General features: G+C 53.2%; 16 protein-coding genes. 3 read left to right on the top strand and 13 right to left on the bottom strand.

The features are described 5' to 3' along the window. Positions 1–72: 72 nt before the first annotated feature. From ugpB to livK, 8 genes are all read right to left on the bottom strand, one after another. The gene (ugpB, locus tag FDW92_RS21695) at positions 73–1,389 is read right to left on the bottom strand and encodes a sn-glycerol-3-phosphate ABC transporter substrate-binding protein UgpB (protein ID WP_042311849.1); all 1,317 of its coding nucleotides are present in this window, start codon (positions 1,387–1,389) and stop codon (positions 73–75) included. Between the two features lie 237 nt (positions 1,390–1,626). Further along, positions 1,627–2,034: a hypothetical protein gene (locus tag FDW92_RS21690; protein WP_042311848.1), complete on the bottom strand. Its 408-nt coding sequence runs from the start codon at positions 2,032–2,034 to the stop codon at positions 1,627–1,629. A 140-nt stretch (positions 2,035–2,174) separates the two neighbouring features. Then, positions 2,175–2,456, bottom strand: a complete 282-nt coding sequence (locus FDW92_RS21685) for a hypothetical protein (RefSeq protein WP_042311846.1) — start codon at positions 2,454–2,456, stop codon at positions 2,175–2,177. A gap of 98 nt (positions 2,457–2,554) precedes the next feature. Next, positions 2,555–3,268: a high-affinity branched-chain amino acid ABC transporter ATP-binding protein LivF gene (gene livF / locus FDW92_RS21680; RefSeq protein ID WP_087856271.1), complete on the bottom strand. Its 714-nt coding sequence runs from the start codon at positions 3,266–3,268 to the stop codon at positions 2,555–2,557. A gap of 17 nt (positions 3,269–3,285) precedes the next feature. Continuing rightward, a complete protein-coding gene (livG, locus tag FDW92_RS21675; protein WP_003827578.1) occupies positions 3,286–4,053 on the bottom strand; it encodes a high-affinity branched-chain amino acid ABC transporter ATP-binding protein LivG in 768 nt (255 codons plus the stop codon). Beyond that, positions 4,050–5,327, bottom strand: coding sequence for a branched chain amino acid ABC transporter permease LivM (gene livM / locus FDW92_RS21670; protein WP_042311843.1), 1,278 nt, complete (start codon positions 5,325–5,327; stop codon positions 4,050–4,052). The genes livG and livM overlap by 4 nt, the downstream gene beginning before the upstream one ends. After that, the gene (livH, locus tag FDW92_RS21665) at positions 5,324–6,250 is read right to left on the bottom strand and encodes a high-affinity branched-chain amino acid ABC transporter permease LivH (RefSeq protein ID WP_003827575.1); all 927 of its coding nucleotides are present in this window, start codon (positions 6,248–6,250) and stop codon (positions 5,324–5,326) included. The genes livM and livH overlap by 4 nt, the downstream gene beginning before the upstream one ends. A 61-nt stretch (positions 6,251–6,311) precedes the next feature. Further along, positions 6,312–7,421 carry a high-affinity branched-chain amino acid ABC transporter substrate-binding protein LivK gene (gene livK, locus FDW92_RS21660; RefSeq protein ID WP_038634989.1) on the bottom strand — a complete coding sequence of 370 codons (1,110 nt, stop codon included), beginning with the start codon at positions 7,419–7,421 and terminating at the stop codon, positions 6,312–6,314. A gap of 423 nt (positions 7,422–7,844) precedes the next feature. Between livK and panM the strand changes: the two genes are divergently transcribed. Next, on the top strand, positions 7,845–8,228 hold the full coding sequence (gene panM / locus FDW92_RS21655; protein ID WP_038634992.1) for an aspartate 1-decarboxylase autocleavage activator PanM: 384 nt from the start codon (positions 7,845–7,847) through the stop codon (positions 8,226–8,228). Positions 8,229–8,348: 120 nt separating this feature from the next. Here the strand turns inward: panM and livJ are convergent, their stop codons facing one another. From livJ to ftsY, 5 genes are all read right to left on the bottom strand, one after another. Then, positions 8,349–9,452, bottom strand: coding sequence for a branched chain amino acid ABC transporter substrate-binding protein LivJ (gene livJ, locus FDW92_RS21650; RefSeq protein WP_139815584.1), 1,104 nt, complete (start codon positions 9,450–9,452; stop codon positions 8,349–8,351). Between the two features lie 320 nt (positions 9,453–9,772). After that, entirely contained in the window at positions 9,773–10,627 is an 855-nt protein-coding gene (gene rpoH, locus FDW92_RS21645) for an RNA polymerase sigma factor RpoH (RefSeq protein WP_038634997.1), read from the bottom strand. Between the two features lie 270 nt (positions 10,628–10,897). Further along, positions 10,898–11,956 carry a permease-like cell division protein FtsX gene (ftsX, locus tag FDW92_RS21640; protein ID WP_042311999.1) on the bottom strand — a complete coding sequence of 353 codons (1,059 nt, stop codon included), beginning with the start codon at positions 11,954–11,956 and terminating at the stop codon, positions 10,898–10,900. Continuing rightward, complete coding sequence (gene ftsE / locus FDW92_RS21635) at positions 11,949–12,617, bottom strand: cell division ATP-binding protein FtsE (protein ID WP_006687468.1); 669 nt, start codon at positions 12,615–12,617, stop codon at positions 11,949–11,951. Before ftsE ends, ftsX begins: the two co-directional genes overlap by 8 nt. A 2-nt stretch (positions 12,618–12,619) precedes the next feature. Continuing rightward, on the bottom strand, positions 12,620–14,143 hold the full coding sequence (gene ftsY, locus FDW92_RS21630; RefSeq protein ID WP_042311840.1) for a signal recognition particle-docking protein FtsY: 1,524 nt from the start codon (positions 14,141–14,143) through the stop codon (positions 12,620–12,622). 151 nt (positions 14,144–14,294) lie between these two features. On the opposite strand from ftsY, the gene rsmD reads away from it, so the two are divergent. Both rsmD and FDW92_RS21620 read left to right on the top strand, forming a co-directional pair. Beyond that, positions 14,295–14,891, top strand: coding sequence for a 16S rRNA (guanine(966)-N(2))-methyltransferase (rsmD, locus tag FDW92_RS21625; RefSeq protein WP_042311838.1), 597 nt, complete (start codon positions 14,295–14,297; stop codon positions 14,889–14,891). Further along, complete coding sequence (locus tag FDW92_RS21620; protein WP_042311836.1) at positions 14,881–15,156, top strand: DUF1145 family protein; 276 nt, start codon at positions 14,881–14,883, stop codon at positions 15,154–15,156. Before rsmD ends, FDW92_RS21620 begins: the two co-directional genes overlap by 11 nt. Positions 15,157–15,166 lie beyond the last annotated feature (10 nt).

The following is a 15,166-nucleotide window of genomic DNA, read 5'->3' as shown; positions in this document are numbered from 1 at the left end:
GGCGCTACGCTTATCCGGCCTACGCGTACTTTGTAGGCCGGGTAAGGCGAAGCCGCCACCCGGCATTTCATATTAAGATTTGGTCGATTGCTCAAAGCGGCGCAGTAACTGATTGCCACGCTCAACCGCGGCATCCAACGCCTGCTGTGGGGTTTTCTTTCCGGTCCACACGCTTTCCAGCTCTTCATCCACGATGGTACGGATCTGCGGCATGTTGCCCAGACGCAGCCCTTTAGTGAACGGTAACGGCGGTTTGTTCAGCATCTGACGGGTGGCGATATCGGCCCCGGGGTTCTTATCATAGAAGCCCTGCTCCCGAGTCAGATCGTACGCGGCAGTGGTGATCGGCAGATAGCCGGTTTTCTGGTGCCATTCGGCAGCAATCTCTGGTTTCGCGAGGAAGTTAAGGAACTGCGCTACGCCTTCGTAGGTGGCTTTGTCTTTGCCTTGCATCACCCACAGGCTGGCCCCACCGATAATCGCATTCTGCGGCGCGCCCTTCACGTCGGCATCGTACGGCATCATGCCGACGCCATAGTTGAATTTGGCGTAGTGACGGATGTCGGCCAGAGAACCAGAAGAAGCAGTGGTAATGGCGCAATCCCCATTGTAGAACTTCTCGGTGGATTCATCTTTACGTCCGAAGTAGCTGAAATCACCTTTTTTATTCAGCTCTTCCAGTAGTGCAATGTGTTTCACCTGCTCCGGTTTATTGAACTCCAGCACCGCGTCAGTACCGTCAAAACCGTTGTTTTTGGTGGCGACCGGCAGACCGTTCCAGGCGCTGAAGTTTTCGATCTGAATCCAGCCCTGCCAACCGCTGGCGTAGCCACACTTCATACCTGCGGCTTTCAGCTTCGCGGTGTATTCCGCCAGATCCTGCCAGGTTTTTGGCGGTTGCTCAGGGTCTAAACCGGCTTTTTTGAAGGCGTCTTTGTTGTAATACAGCACCGGCGTGGAGCTGTTAAACGGCTGGGAGAGCAGATGTCCGCTTTTCGAGTCAGTGTAATAACCGGAAACCGTCGGCACGAACTGAGATTCATCGAAGTTGATGCCAGCCTCTTTGAATACTTCATAGACCGGTTTAATGGCTTTTGAGGCCATCATCGTTGCCGTACCCACTTCATAAACCTGCAACAGCGCAGGGGCGTTTCCGGTACGGAAGGCGGCAATACCTGCGCTCAGGCTCTGCTCGTAGTTACCTTTGTACTGTGGAACAATTTTGTAGTCGGGGTTGGCGGCATTAAAACGTTGCGCCAGTGAATCAACTTCTTTACCCAGTTCGCCTTCCATTGAGTGCCAGAACGGGATGGTGGTAACTGCCATCGCCTGACCTGCAAATGCCAGGCTAAGTGCCAGTCCTAAAGCTGTATGTCGTAACGATATCATCGGTTATCTCTCTTGTTGTGCCGGATGCGCGATATCACGCGTTTTATGCTCGCGGGGGTAACATGACATGCTCGAATGACAGAAAAATAACTTTTTTATTACAAAAAAAAGATAGTAAGGCGACAAACAGATGGCAAGGCGGTGAAAGCGGAGTGACAGGAAAATGCGGGGTGGAGCACAACAAAGCCGGGGAGGTGCCTTACCCGGCCCATAAAAAGATTTGCCGTACAGATGAGATCACTCAGGTTGTGCGAACGTAAACTCCAGCGCCAGGCCCAGAACCTGCATACCGTGGATATTATCTTCCGGCGATATCGCCACCAGACTTTCCAGAAACTTGAGCCGTCGCGACTGGGCGTTAATGATGAGCTTTCCTCGTAACGCAGGAAGCTTCAGCGAAGTGATGGGATAAACCACACGGCCAACGACTTCAACCGGCAGCTTGCGTAACTCGACCTGCTGCAGCACACCAACAGAAGAGTACAGCAATGCAACAGGCGTAACGGCAAGCAACGGCGCGCTACTGATACTCACGAAATCCAGAAGCAGCTCGGGGCGCAGATAGTGCAGTCCATTAAAAGAGACCGTGACACCTTCTATTGCGGGCATGGGCAGCACGTCAGTTTGACGCGGTAAATCATTCATTCAATTACCATTGACTCGAGATATACATCAAGCCGTTGATTATGCAGCAAATAACCTATGCTTGCTGGGACAAGGCTCGCAATACCTGCAGATTTAGCTAGCGACGTGACCTGACACGCTGCCCATTCACTCCGGTAACGTTAATCCCGACGCCAGCGTCGTTCAAATTCATTCTGTAAACGCTGCTGTTCCCGCCGCTCACGTTCACGCTGGATATCTGATTTCTCATCTTCCCAGCCAGGGCATACCGAGCTGGTGAAGACTTCGCAGGGCGAGCTGGACTGTGCCAACGGGTTGGTTGGTTTCTCTTCCCAGATAGACGGATCGCGCGGGTCGAACGTTTGCGGTTCCAATGCCTGAGCGCCAGATGCAAACGCCAATAACAGAGTTCCAATCATCATGCAGGTACCTGAACGTATCATCCTTTCTCCATGTTCATATTATTATTGATAACCATTCTCAATAATAACATAACGCGATAAAAAGGGGCCATCAGGCCCCTTAACTCTTAAGAGAAATCTTAACCGCCCAGATAAGCGCTACGCACCGCTTCATTCGCCAGTAGCGCATCGCCGGTGTCTTCCAGTACCACATGACCGTTTTCCAGCACGTAGCCGCGGTCGGCGAGTTTCAGCGCCTGGTTGGCGTTCTGCTCGACGAGGAAGATGGTCATCCCCTGCTCGCGCAACTGCTCAATGGTGTTAAAGATCTGCTGGATGATAATCGGCGCCAACCCCAGAGAAGGTTCATCCAGCAGCAACAGGCGCGGCTGGCTCATCAGCGCGCGGCCAATCGCCAGCATCTGTTGTTCACCGCCGGACATGGTGCCCGCACGCTGAATGCGACGCTCATGCAGGCGCGGGAACAGGTCATACACCCACTTGATACGTTCCTGAAACTGGTCCTTCTCGGCAAAGAAGCCGCCCATCGCCAGGTTCTCTTCCACCGTCATACGCGAAAACACACGACGCCCTTCCGGAACGATCGCCACCGCTTCGCGCATGATTTTCGCTGTCTGCCAGTCGGTAATGTCTTTACCATCAAAGACAATTCGCCCGCTGGTCGCGCGTGGGTCGCCGCATAACGTACCGAGCAGGGTGGTTTTCCCCGCGCCGTTGGCGCCGATAAGCGTTACGATTTCACCCTGATTGATATACAGGCTAACCTCGTGCAGCGCCTGAATTTTGCCGTAGTGGGCGCTGACTTTATCGAACGATAACATCGCCTTATCCATATTATGCCTCGCCCCCATTATGCTTCACCTAAATAGGCGCGGATCACGTCCGGGTTATTACGAATCTGTTCCGGCGTCCCGTTCGCCAGCGGCGTGCCCTGGTTCACCACGTAAATACGGTCGGAAATTCCCATCACCAGTTTCATATCGTGCTCAATCAACAGAATGGTGGTGTTGTGATGGTTGCGCAGCTCGGCAATCAGCTCGTCCAGCTCTTTAGTCTCTTTCGGGTTGAGGCCAGCGGCCGGTTCGTCGAGCATCAGGATTTCCGGCTGTGTCACCATGCAGCGGGCGATCTCCAAACGACGCTGGTCACCGTAGGCGAGGTTACTGGCCTGACGGTTGGCATGCTCCAGCAAACCAATACGCGCAAGCCAGGTGGCGGCGCGATCCAGGGCTTCACTCTGCGCGCGACGGAACGACGGCGTTTTTAACAGGCCGGAAAAGACGCCGGTTTTCAATTGCTGATGTTGCGCCACCAGCAGGTTTTCAATCACCGTCATTTCACGAAACAGGCGTACATGCTGGAAAGTACGCACCACGCCCATACGCGCGATTTGCTGACCCGGCAGCCCTTCCAGATGCTGGTCGCGCAGCTTAATCGTCCCGCCCGTCGGTTTATAAAAACCGGTCAGGCAGTTAAAGACCGTGGTTTTACCCGCGCCGTTTGGCCCGATTAACGAGACGATTTCCTGCGGCCTCAGTTCCAGCTCAACGTTGTTCACCGCCAGCAGACCGCCGAAGCGCATCATCAGGCCGTTAACGGATAATAATGGCTGACTCATGCCTGCTCTCCTTTTGCTTCCCCGTTTTTCAGCTTCAACTGCGGACGGGTCATCGGCAACAAGCCCTGCGGACGCCAGATCATCATCAGTACCATCAAACCACCCAGCATTAACATGCTGTATTCATTGAAATCACGCATCAGTTCGCGTGACACGACCAGCAGGATAGCTGCGAGGATGACCGCAAACTGCGAACCCATCCCACCCAGTACCACAATCGCCAGCACAAAGGCCGACTCGGCAAAGGTGAACGATTCCGGGCTGACAAAACCCTGCCGCGCGGCAAACAGCGTGCCGGCAAAACCCGCGAACGCGGCGCTGATGGTAAAGGCGGTCAGCTTGATGCGTGTAGGATTTAAGCCCAGCGAACGGCAGGCGATTTCATCTTCACGCAGCGCTTCCCACGCACGTCCCAGCGGCATGCGCAGCAGACGGTTGATGACAAACAGCGAGAACACCACCAGCAGCAGCGCCACCAGATAGAGGAAAATCACGCGATCGGACGGGTCATACTTCACGTTAAAGAAGTTGCTGAAGGTATCCCAGCCGCCTTCACGCGCGCTGCGGCTGAACTCAAGCCCGAAAAAGGTGGGTTTCGGGATCTGGCTAATACCGTTCGGGCCGCCGGTGATTTCGGTGTTGTTGAGCAGCAGGATACGGACGATTTCGCCGAAGCCTAAGGTCACAATCGCCAGATAATCACCGCGCAGGCGCAGTACCGGGAAGCCCAGCAGGAAGCCCGCAGCAGCGGAAACCAGCCCTGCCAGCGGCAGACAGGTCCAGAAGCCGAGGCCGTAATAATGGTTCAGCAGTGCGAAGGTGTAAGCGCCGATGGCATAGAAGCCGCCGTAGCCCAGCACCAGCAGGCCGGAAAGCCCCACCACCACGTTTAAGCCGAGGCCGAGGATGATATAAATCATCGTCAGCGTGGCGATATCCACCGTTCCGCGCGACACCATAAACGGCCACACCACGGCAATCACCAGCAGCGCCACCAGGAACAGCTTCTGTTTAACGGTGGAGCCATCAATCGCCGGCAGAATAAACTTCGGCCCGGAGACACTCTTCAGGCCCTTCTGGAAGGCCGGACGCAACAGCTGGAAAAGGAACACCACGCCAGTGCCGATGAACACCCACTGCCAGCGGATATCCGCAGCGGTATCCACCACCAGTTTGGTGCCATCCAGTTCTAACTGAACGCCCATAAAGACGCCCGCCAGAATGAAGAACATGGCGGCAGAGAGCAGCGCCATTGCAAAATGCATCGGTTTCATACTTTCTCTACCTCCGGACGACCCAGAATACCGGTCGGCATCACCAGCAGTACCAGAATCAGCAGCGCGAACGACACCACGTCTTTGTATTCGGTACTCAGATAAGCAGAAGAAAGCGCTTCGGCAACGCCCAGAATCAGGCCGCCGATCATCGCGCCAGGGATGCTGCCAATGCCGCCCAGTACCGCCGCGGTAAAGGCTTTCATCCCGGCCATAAAGCCGATGTAGGGGTTAATTACGCCATAGAACTGACCGAGCAGCACGCCCGCAACCGCCGCCATTGCCGCACCGATCACAAAGGTCAGCGCAATCACGCGGTCGGTGTTAATGCCGAGCAGGCTGGCCATTTTCAGATCTTCCGCACAGGCGCGGCAAGCGCGTCCCATACGCGAATAGCGGATAAACAGCGTCAGCGCCAGCATCGCGAGGAAGGTTACAATCCAGATAACCAGCTGCATAGTGGTGATAGATGCAGAGAAGTTATCACTACTGCCGACAGTCCACTGGCCGTTAAACAGGCTGGGCAGCGCCACGTCGCGCGAACCTTCCGTCAGGCTGACGTAGTTTTGCAGGAAGATGGACATCCCGATAGCGGAAATTAGCGCGATCAAACGCTTGGAGCTGCGCACGGGCCGATACGCCACCCGTTCAATACTCCAGCCGTAGGCGCTGGCAATCACAATCGCGCCGACGAAGCCCGCCGCGACCAGTAGCCAACTGGAATCAATCCCCATCATCATTAGCGCAGCGATGATCATAAAGGAGACATAGCTGCCGATCATATACACCTCGCCATGGGCGAAGTTAATCATGCCAATAATGCCGTACACCATCGTATAACCGATGGCGATCAGCGCGTAGGTGCTTCCCAGCGTGACGCCGTTAAACATCTGCTGCAAGAAATAGAGGAACTGCTCGGACATAAGGTAACCTTTCTTAACCCGCCCGTTTTGCACGGGCGGTGGGATAACTCGTCTTCAGGTATTACTTCGCGACGGTCGATGATCCGTCGGCGTGCCACTGGAAGACACCAAACTCAAATCCCTTCAAATCGCCTTTTTCGTCCCATTTCAGCGGCCCAATCACGGTATCAGCCCCGTGTGCTTTCAGATCTTTCACTAGATCCAGCGGCTCTTTGCTTCCGCTGCGATCCATTGCGCTCGCCAGTGACTGGACGGCTGCATAAGTGATCCACACGTACGGCCCGGTTGGATCTTTCTTGTCAGCTTTGAGCGCATCGACAATCGCTTTATTCGCCGGATCCTGGTCATAGCGTTTTGGCATCGTCACCAGCATGCCTTCTGCGGCATCACCAGCAATGTTAGACAGAGAGGCATTACCCACACCCTCTGGCCCCATAAACTGAGTTTTCAGGCCAACGGAGCGCGCCTGGCGCAGCATTTGCCCCATTTCCGGGTAGTAGCCGCCGTAATAGACGAAGTCGATATTTTCTTTCTTCAGGCGGGCAATCAGCGCAGAGAAATCTTTTTCCCCGGCGGTGATGCCATCAAAGAAGACGATGTTGGCTTTGCCCGCTTTCAGGCTGTCCTGCACCGAACGCGCCAGACCTTCACCATATTGCTGTTTATCATGGATGATGGCGATGCGCTGCGGCTTCACCTTCTCCAGAATGTATTTCGCGGCCGTTGGTCCTTGGGAGGAGTCCAGACCCGCAGTACGCATAATGTGTGCGTAACCGCGCTGAGTCAGTTCCGGGTTGGTTGCCCCCGGGGAAATCATCAGGATCCCTTCGTCTTCATAGATGTCTGACGCTGGCTGAGTCGAAGATGAGCACAGGTGGCCAATAACATACTGAATACCGTCGTTGACGATTTTGTTTGCTACGGCAACAGCCTGTTTTGGATCGCAAGCATCGTCATATTCCACGGCGACCAGCTTGTCGCCTTTGATCCCACCTTTGGCATTGATATCTTTAATGGCCTGACGTGCGCCATTAAATTCCATATCACCCCACTGTGCGACCGGACCCGACATCGCCCCGACAACAGCAACCTTAATATCTTCTGCCATGACAGCATGCGACATTGCCAGTGCTATCACCCCTGCGATGATTGTTTTCGCATTCCGTTTCATTACCTGAATCCCCATTCGTGACGTAATTAATATTTTGTATTTATGTGGTTAAAAAGCAGACTGTGCTTTTTTTGAACTGCACTATTTTTACCAATCTCATTAATGGTTTAGCACAGTTTTTTAAGCAAAATCAGGCTAAAATCTCTATATTTCAGTCGATTAAGAAAAGATAATATTCTGCTTTTCACTATAGATAAACAAAAAAAAGCACGTTTGTCAGCATAAAATAACGGTACAAAGAGCGGAATAAAATGCTGCATCCCAGGGTATTATCCTGCCTGTTTTTCAATCTCTAATGTTTCAAACTGTCATTACCGTCGTCGCAAAACGATTAACCTGGTTAATCGCATAAAAAAGAGAAAGCATCCGGGTGAATTATTTCGGTACACTGCTTCCATCTTTTGTGATTTGGACATGCTGCTAATGAAGCTGACCATCGTTCGTTTAAACAACTTTAGCGCCCAGGATCTGATTGATCTGGGCAAAATCTGGCCGGAATATTCCGCCTCATCGTTAAGCGTAGATGAAACGCACCGGATCTACGCCGCGCGTTTTAACGAGCGTCTGTTAGGCGCTGTACGTGTCACCCTGAGCGGTACCCAAGGCGCTCTGGATTCATTGCGCGTACGTGAAATCACCCGTCGTCGCGGCGTCGGGCAGTATTTGATCGAAGAGGTGATCCGCGAAAACCCATCTGTGAGTTCATGGTGGATGGCAGATGTAGGCGTTGAAGACCGCAGCGTGATGGCCGCGTTTATGCAGGCATTAGGGTTTACGGCCCAGGCGGATGGCTGGGAAAAAAGATAAAAAAGCCGGATGGCGCTGACGCTTATCCGGCCTACATGCTGGGAGCAAAAAATAAAAAACCACCTCGCAATTTTCCAGGTATGTAGGCCGGGTAAGGCGAAGCCGCCACCCGGCACTCAATTACTTCGCGTCGGTCGCCGTACCATTAGCATGCCAGTCAAACACACCGAATTCGAAGCCTTTCAGATCGCCCTTCTCGTCCCAGGACAACGGCCCCATTACGGTTTCTACTGAGTTTGCTTTCAGGTACTTGGCAATTTCAGCCGGATCGTCAGACTGGTTCAGACCGGCCTGCAAGGATTGCAGCGCGGCGTAAGTGGTCCACACGAATGCGCCACTTGGATCCTGTTTCTTGGCCTTGATAGCATCCACAATCGGTTTGTTTGCAGGCACCTGATCGTAGTTCTTCGGCTTAGTTACCAGTAAGCCTTCCGCAGACTCACCCGCGATGTTAGACAGCGACACGTTCGCTACCCCTTCCGGTCCCATAAACTGGGTTTTCAGACCTGCGGCACGAGACTGACGCAGGATCTGCCCCATTTCCGGGTGATAACCACCGTAGTAAACGAAATCGATATTCTCTTTCTTCAGGCGCGCCACCAGCGTCGAGAAGTCTTTTTCACCGGCGGTAATTCCGTCAAAGAACACCACGTTGGCGTTGCCTTTCTTCAGGCCGTCCTGCACCGCACGCGCCAGACCTTCACCGTACTGCTGCTTATCGTGAATGATGGCGATACGTTGCGGCTTCACTTTTTCCAGAATGTATTTGGCGGCAGTTGGCCCCTGATCGGAATCCAGGCCGGTGGTGCGCATCACCAGCTTATAACCACGCGCGGTCAGCTCCGGCGCCGTCGCTGCCGGGGTGATCATCAGAATGCCTTCATCTTCATAGATATCTGACGCGGGCTGGGTAGAAGATGAGCACAGATGGCCGATAACGTATTTAATCCCGTCGTTGACCACTTTGTTCGCGACCGCTACCGCTTGTTTCGGGTCGCAGGCGTCGTCGTATTTCACCACGACCAGTTTGTCACCTTTCACCCCGCCCTTGGCGTTGATATCCGCAATCGCCTGCTCTGCGCCAGTAAACTCCTGATCGCCATACTGTGCTACCGGACCGGACATTGCGCCGACAACGGCCACTTTAATATCCTTAGCAAACGCCATATTGCTCAAAGACAGGGCGATACATCCTGCCAATAACGCTTTACCCTTCATATTCATCCTGACAATCCCCATTATTGTGGTTATTACGTGTGTTGTGATGTTGTTGTTCAGCACTTTATTTCGATTATTGGATAGCCACCCGTGCTTTAGCAGCATACTCTGCTAAAACATACCCGATTTTTATTATTTTGGAATAGCTAAATTTACATCCAGATAACAAATTCGTGTCTGTGGAGGGGAGGAAAGGTCGTAGGCCCGATAAGCAAAGCGCCATCGGGCAAAGGTGTTGCCGGATGGCAGCGTACACGCCTTATCCGGCCTACAAAAAACAAAACCCCCGAATTCACATTCGAGGGTTCATTGGCAATGCGCGAAGATTACGCTTCGATAGCGGCGCGAAGTTTTTTCATGGCGTTCTTTTCAAGCTGACGAACACGTTCAGCGGAAACGCCGTAGCGATCGGCCAGTTCCTGCAACGTCGACTTGTTGTCTTCGTCCAGCCAACGGGCGCGGATGATATCCTGGCTACGTTCGTCCAGACCTTCCATTGCGTGAGTCAGTTTGTTCGCGGCCTGATCTTCCCAGTTATCTTCTTCAATGCCATCGGCAAAGTTAGAGGATTTATCCTGCAGATACAGAACCGGCGCCATCGGCTGGCTGTCAGACTCGTCGTCTGAAGACATATCAAACGTCATGTCCTGCGCCGCCATACGGGATTCCATTTCACGCACGTCTTTGCTGGAAACACCCAACTCACGAGCCACCATTTCAACTTCGTCCTGGTTGAACCAGCCCAGACGCTGCTTGGTTTTACGCAGGTTAAAGAACAGCTTACGCTGTGCTTTAGTGGTCGCGACTTTCACGATACGCCAGTTACGCAGAACGTATTCATGGATCTCAGCTTTGATCCAGTGCACAGCGAAAGAAACCAGGCGCACACCCACTTCCGGGTTGAAACGGCGCACGGCTTTCATCAGGCCGATATTACCTTCCTGAATCAGATCCGCCTGCGGCAGGCCATAGCCCGCGTAGTTACGAGCAATATGAACAACAAAGCGCAGGTGAGACAGGATCAGCGTTTTAGCTGCTTCCAGATCGCCCTGGTAATGCAGCTTTTCAGCCAGTGCCCGCTCCTCGTCAGCCGACAACATCGGCCACGCGTTCGCAGCCCGGATGTAAGATTCCAGGTTACCAACAGGGGCTAAAGCTAAATTTTGCATTTCTTTGGTCATTCAAATCCTCTCAATCTTTTCATCTGGCGCGTTGGCAAAAAACTAATTAACAAAAACCAATAGCAACAACCATGCCAGAGCTTATGAGCAACGAGAATATCATTCAATCTTTTATCAGACAGTGATTTTATCCACAAGTTCCATGTCGTAATGTGTATAAATTACGCACAAAATGTGACATCACAATGAATACGCCGGGAAGAGATAACAGGGACTCTTTCCCTGCAGAGCGAACTACTCAGTGCAGGGAAAGATTATACCAGAGATTTTTTAATCGGGGGTAAAGTGGCGTAAATGTTGAACCGTGGCAAGCCAGGCTGCCACCCAGCCAATCATTGAGCACACCAGCAGCAATAACAGGCACTCGTCGAATGATAAGCCATTGATATCAAACTTTGTTCCAAAAACCTGCGCCACTTCAGTCACCGCTGACGACAAACGCATCACCAAAATTTCTGACAAAATCAGTGAAAGAAATGCGCCGGAAAAACCGAGCAGCGCGCCGCCGTAAAGGAATGGACGCAGGATAAATCCGTCCGTTGCGCCAATCAGCTTTTGCACGTTAATGGTATCGCGACGCGCAAAAATACTCAGGCGCACGCTGTTACCGATGACGAGGAAGACCGCCGCCACCATCAGCACGCCAATCATCGCGGATACGCGCCCCACGAGTCCCGTCAGCGCCGCCAGACGAGCGAACCAGCTGTCGTCCATCCGCACTTCATCAATACCGTTGATTTGTGCAATACGGTCGCGCAGGGTGTTCAGCGACTCCGTCCCCTGGAAGTCCAGTTTCGGGATCACCACCGCTACGGCAGGAAGCGGGTTCTCTTCCAGCATGTCCAGCGCACCGCCAAAACCGGACCAGTTACGGAATTCACCCAACGCATCTTCGCGGGAAAGATAATTTACTTTCTCGACGCCCTGTTCGGCCTGCAACTGACCCACCACCCGCGCGGCGGCATCGTCATCCAGCGTTTTTTGCAGATAGACGGTGATTTGTGGCGAGGGATAATACTGGCTTGCCGCCTGGTTTACGTTTTTATAAACCATGTAACACACGCTTGGCAGCGTCAGGGAGATGGCGATCACCATCACCGTCAGGAACGTCGCCAGCGGCTTACTTTTCAGGTCCTGCAACGCGCCCTGGAACGCGTAACGCACCTGCTCGTTAAAAACGTTGGTTTTACGTGAGTTCGGTTTTGGCGCGGCTTTCGCACGCTTCGGCGCATTACGACCGCCATCACCCGGCGCGCCGCCTGATTTACGAAAACGATCCAGTCGGCCACCGAACTGTTTGATTTGATTGATAGCGTCACGTCTATTCATGCGCCAGGCCTCCATGCAGGTGTCCATCACTCAGGACCAGCTGGCGGTAGGAGCGACGGGAGATCAGACCAATATCGTGCGTGGCCATTAATACCGTGACCCCGACGCGGTTAAACTCTTCGAACAGGCGAAGGATCCCTTCCGACAGCGCGTCATCCAGGTTCCCCGTCGGTTCATCCGCCAGCAGTACCGCAGGTTTATTCACCACCGCACGGGCGATGCCCACGCGCTGTTGTTCACCGCCGGAGAGCTGAATCGGGAAGTTTTTCGCTTTGTCCAACAGCCCGACCTTATCCAGTGCCGCTGACACGCGACGACGAATATCGTCCCCGCTGGCGCCCGCGATGATCAGCGGAATTGCCACGTTGTCAAACACGGTTCTGTCCATCAACAGGTGGTGATCCTGAAAAATCATGCCAATCTGACGACGCAGAAACGGCACTTCACGGTTTTTCAAACGGCTGATGTCATGCCCGCTGAAATAGATTTTTCCGGCGCTGGGCCGTTCAATTCCACAGATCAGCTTCAGCAGGGTACTTTTACCCGCACCAGAGTGGCCGGTCAGAAACGCCATCTCGCCAGGCTGCATATGGAAGGTCACTCCCTGCAGCGCTTGTCTCCCACCGAGATAGGCCTTGCTGACATGTTCAAAGCGAATCATTGTTAATCCTCTCGGGCAAAAAGTGCCTCAATAAAATCGTCCGCTTTAAACGGACGTAAATCCTCGATACGTTCGCCCACACCAATATAACGGATAGGGATGCCAAACTGATCGGCAACCGAGAAGATGACCCCACCCTTCGCCGTACCGTCCAGCTTGGTCAGGGTGATACCGGTTAAGCCCACCGCTTCATGGAACAGTTTGGCCTGGCTTATCGCATTCTGCCCGGTACTGGCGTCGATAGTCAGCATAACTTCATGCGGCGCCTCTTCGTCGAGCTTCTTCATGACACGAACGATTTTTTTCAGTTCTTCCATCAGGTGCGATTTGTTCTGCAAACGTCCTGCGGTATCAGCGATCAGCACGTCTACGTTACGTGCCTTCGCGGCCTGAATAGCATCAAAGATAACGGAGGCGGAATCCGCGCCGGTATGCTGCGCAATCACCGGGATATTGTTACGCTGACCCCAGACCTGCAACTGCTCTACCGCTGCCGCACGGAAGGTATCGCCCGCCGCCAGCATCACCGTTTTCCCCTGCTGCTCAAACTGACGCGCCAGCTTACCAATGGTAGTTGTTTTACCCACGCCGTTGACGCCAACCATCAAGATAACAAATGGCGTTTTACCCTCGACGTTCAGCGGCTCATCAACCTTCGCCAGAATCTCGCCCATCTCATCTTTCAGCAGGCCATACAGCGCTTCTGCATCTTTGAGCTGCTTGCGGCTGGCGCCTTCCGTCAGATTCGCAATAATTTTGCGGGTCGTTTCTACACCCACATCGGCGATCAGCAGTTGCTCTTCCAGCTCTTCAAACAGATCATCGTCGATCTTTTTACCGCGGAACAGACTGATAAATCCGGAACCGAGGTTTTCTTTTGTTTTCAGCAGGCTGCGTTTCAGACGCGCAAAGAAACCTTCTTTAGTTGGTTTTTCCTGCTCCTGGACCGCCTCTTCTACCGGTTCTTCAACGGCAGGTTCTTCAACCGGCACCACCATGACGGCTTCTTCCGCCGCCTCAGCGGCCAGGGCCTGCGCTTCAAGTTCTTCATCGGTCAGTTGCGGTTCGTTTTCGGCTTCTTCTTCAACCGCCTCGACGATTTCTACAGTTTCTGCTTCAGCCTGCCACTCTTCGGCAGAAACGTCTGCGGTTTTCACCTCTTCCGGCAGCGGCAATTCTTCGTGTTCGATAACCGCCGCCGCAGGGGTTTCCACTGCAGGTTCAACAGTGGATTCAGCAACCGCTTCAACTTCCGGCTGCAGTTGCTCAGCAACAGGCTCTTCTTCCGGCTGCAGTTTTTCGATTTCCGCAACCTGTTCAGTGACTTCAACAACTTCAGCAGCAAAGGCTTCCGTTTGTGCCTCGCTACGGGTTTCCTCGGCGCGCGGCTGTTCGTCAACGACGGTAGTTTCTTCAGCAACCGGTTGTTGTTCTTCGTTTTTTAGTTCTGTCTCGTTTTCCGGTGCCTGCTCTTTTTGACCAAAGCCCAGCCAGGAAAAAAAGCCACGTTTTTTCTCTTTCGCCATTTGCGACTACACTCCCCCGCTGTTGCTTCATGGCACAGCGTCAACGCTATGTACATAGCAGCTAAAAAAATGATGAAATAGTCTATCACTTAACTTAACTCACATCACCGCCTGGAATGACACGTCAGCAGCGGATTGAACAATAATTGAAATGAAAAAACCGAATCACTCTGGTAGCGGCCAGATCCGCATTATTGGCGGGCAATGGCGTGGCCGTAAACTCCCGGTTCCGGACAGTCCCGGCCTGCGCCCGACCACCGACCGCGTGCGCGAAACCTTATTTAACTGGTTGGCCCCGGTAATGGTCGATTCACATTGCCTGGACTGCTTCGCCGGCAGCGGCGCGTTGGGGCTGGAAGCCCTCTCTCGCTATGCGGCAAATGCGACGCTGCTGGAGATGGATCGCGCGGTATCGCAGCAGTTGCAAAAGAATCTTGCTACGCTGAAGGCAAATCATGCCCGCGTCGTCAACACCAATACGCTGGCGTTTCTGGCCCAACCCGGTACGCCGCATAACGTGGTGTTCGTTGACCCGCCGTTTCGCAAAGGATTACTGGAAGAAACATTAACGCTTCTGGAAACCCATGGTTGGCTGGCAGATGAAGCGTATATTTACGTTGAAAGCGAAGTCGAAAACGGCCTGCCGCCGGTTCCGGTAAACTGGTCACTATACCGTGAAAAAGTGGCAGGACAGGTCGCCTATCGCCTGTATCAACGTGAAGCACAAGGAGAGCACGATGCTGATTAATCTGGGACGTCTGTTGATGCTGTGCGTCTGGGCCTTTTTACTACTGAATATTTTTCAACCCTTTCCACGCCCGCTTAACATCTTCGTTAACGTCGCACTGATATTTATGGTGCTGATGCACGGCATGCAATTGGCGCTACTGAAAAGCACCATGCCAAAAGATGGCCCGCAGATGACCAGCGGGGAGAAAATCCGCATTTTCCTGTTCGGCGTCTTTGAGCTGCTGGTCTGGCAGAAGAAGATTAAGGACCAGTTGAAGAAGTAACTGTAGTTTT

The sequence above is a fragment of the Citrobacter sp. wls706 genome (genome assembly GCF_005281305.1).
Lineage (GTDB): Bacteria > Pseudomonadota > Gammaproteobacteria > Enterobacterales > Enterobacteriaceae > Citrobacter > Citrobacter werkmanii.
The sequence above is the reverse complement of the archived record's forward strand: the minus strand, read 5'-3'. Positions and strand labels throughout refer to the sequence as shown.

What these genes read in the sequence shown, in the direction of transcription:
- ugpB (WP_042311849.1), bottom strand. Translation starts at nt 1,389, where the DNA reads ATGATATCGTTACGACATACAGCTTTAGGACTGGCACTTAGCCTGGCA.
- FDW92_RS21690 (WP_042311848.1), bottom strand. Translation starts at nt 2,034, where the DNA reads ATGAATGATTTACCGCGTCAAACTGACGTGCTGCCCATGCCCGCAATA.
- FDW92_RS21685 (WP_042311846.1), bottom strand. Translation starts at nt 2,456, where the DNA reads ATGATACGTTCAGGTACCTGCATGATGATTGGAACTCTGTTATTGGCG.
- livF (WP_087856271.1), bottom strand. Translation starts at nt 3,268, where the DNA reads ATGGATAAGGCGATGTTATCGTTCGATAAAGTCAGCGCCCACTACGGC.
- livG (WP_003827578.1), bottom strand. Translation starts at nt 4,053, where the DNA reads ATGAGTCAGCCATTATTATCCGTTAACGGCCTGATGATGCGCTTCGGC.
- livM (WP_042311843.1), bottom strand. Translation starts at nt 5,327, where the DNA reads ATGAAACCGATGCATTTTGCAATGGCGCTGCTCTCTGCCGCCATGTTC.
- livH (WP_003827575.1), bottom strand. Translation starts at nt 6,250, where the DNA reads ATGTCCGAGCAGTTCCTCTATTTCTTGCAGCAGATGTTTAACGGCGTC.
- livK (WP_038634989.1), bottom strand. Translation starts at nt 7,421, where the DNA reads ATGAAACGGAATGCGAAAACAATCATCGCAGGGGTGATAGCACTGGCA.
- panM (WP_038634992.1), top strand. Translation starts at nt 7,845, where the DNA reads ATGAAGCTGACCATCGTTCGTTTAAACAACTTTAGCGCCCAGGATCTG.
- livJ (WP_139815584.1), bottom strand. Translation starts at nt 9,452, where the DNA reads ATGAATATGAAGGGTAAAGCGTTATTGGCAGGATGTATCGCCCTGTCT.
- rpoH (WP_038634997.1), bottom strand. Translation starts at nt 10,627, where the DNA reads ATGACCAAAGAAATGCAAAATTTAGCTTTAGCCCCTGTTGGTAACCTG.
- ftsX (WP_042311999.1), bottom strand. Translation starts at nt 11,956, where the DNA reads ATGAATAGACGTGACGCTATCAATCAAATCAAACAGTTCGGTGGCCGA.
- ftsE (WP_006687468.1), bottom strand. Translation starts at nt 12,617, where the DNA reads ATGATTCGCTTTGAACATGTCAGCAAGGCCTATCTCGGTGGGAGACAA.
- ftsY (WP_042311840.1), bottom strand. Translation starts at nt 14,143, where the DNA reads ATGGCGAAAGAGAAAAAACGTGGCTTTTTTTCCTGGCTGGGCTTTGGT.
- rsmD (WP_042311838.1), top strand. Translation starts at nt 14,295, where the DNA reads ATGAAAAAACCGAATCACTCTGGTAGCGGCCAGATCCGCATTATTGGC.
- FDW92_RS21620 (WP_042311836.1), top strand. Translation starts at nt 14,881, where the DNA reads ATGCTGATTAATCTGGGACGTCTGTTGATGCTGTGCGTCTGGGCCTTT.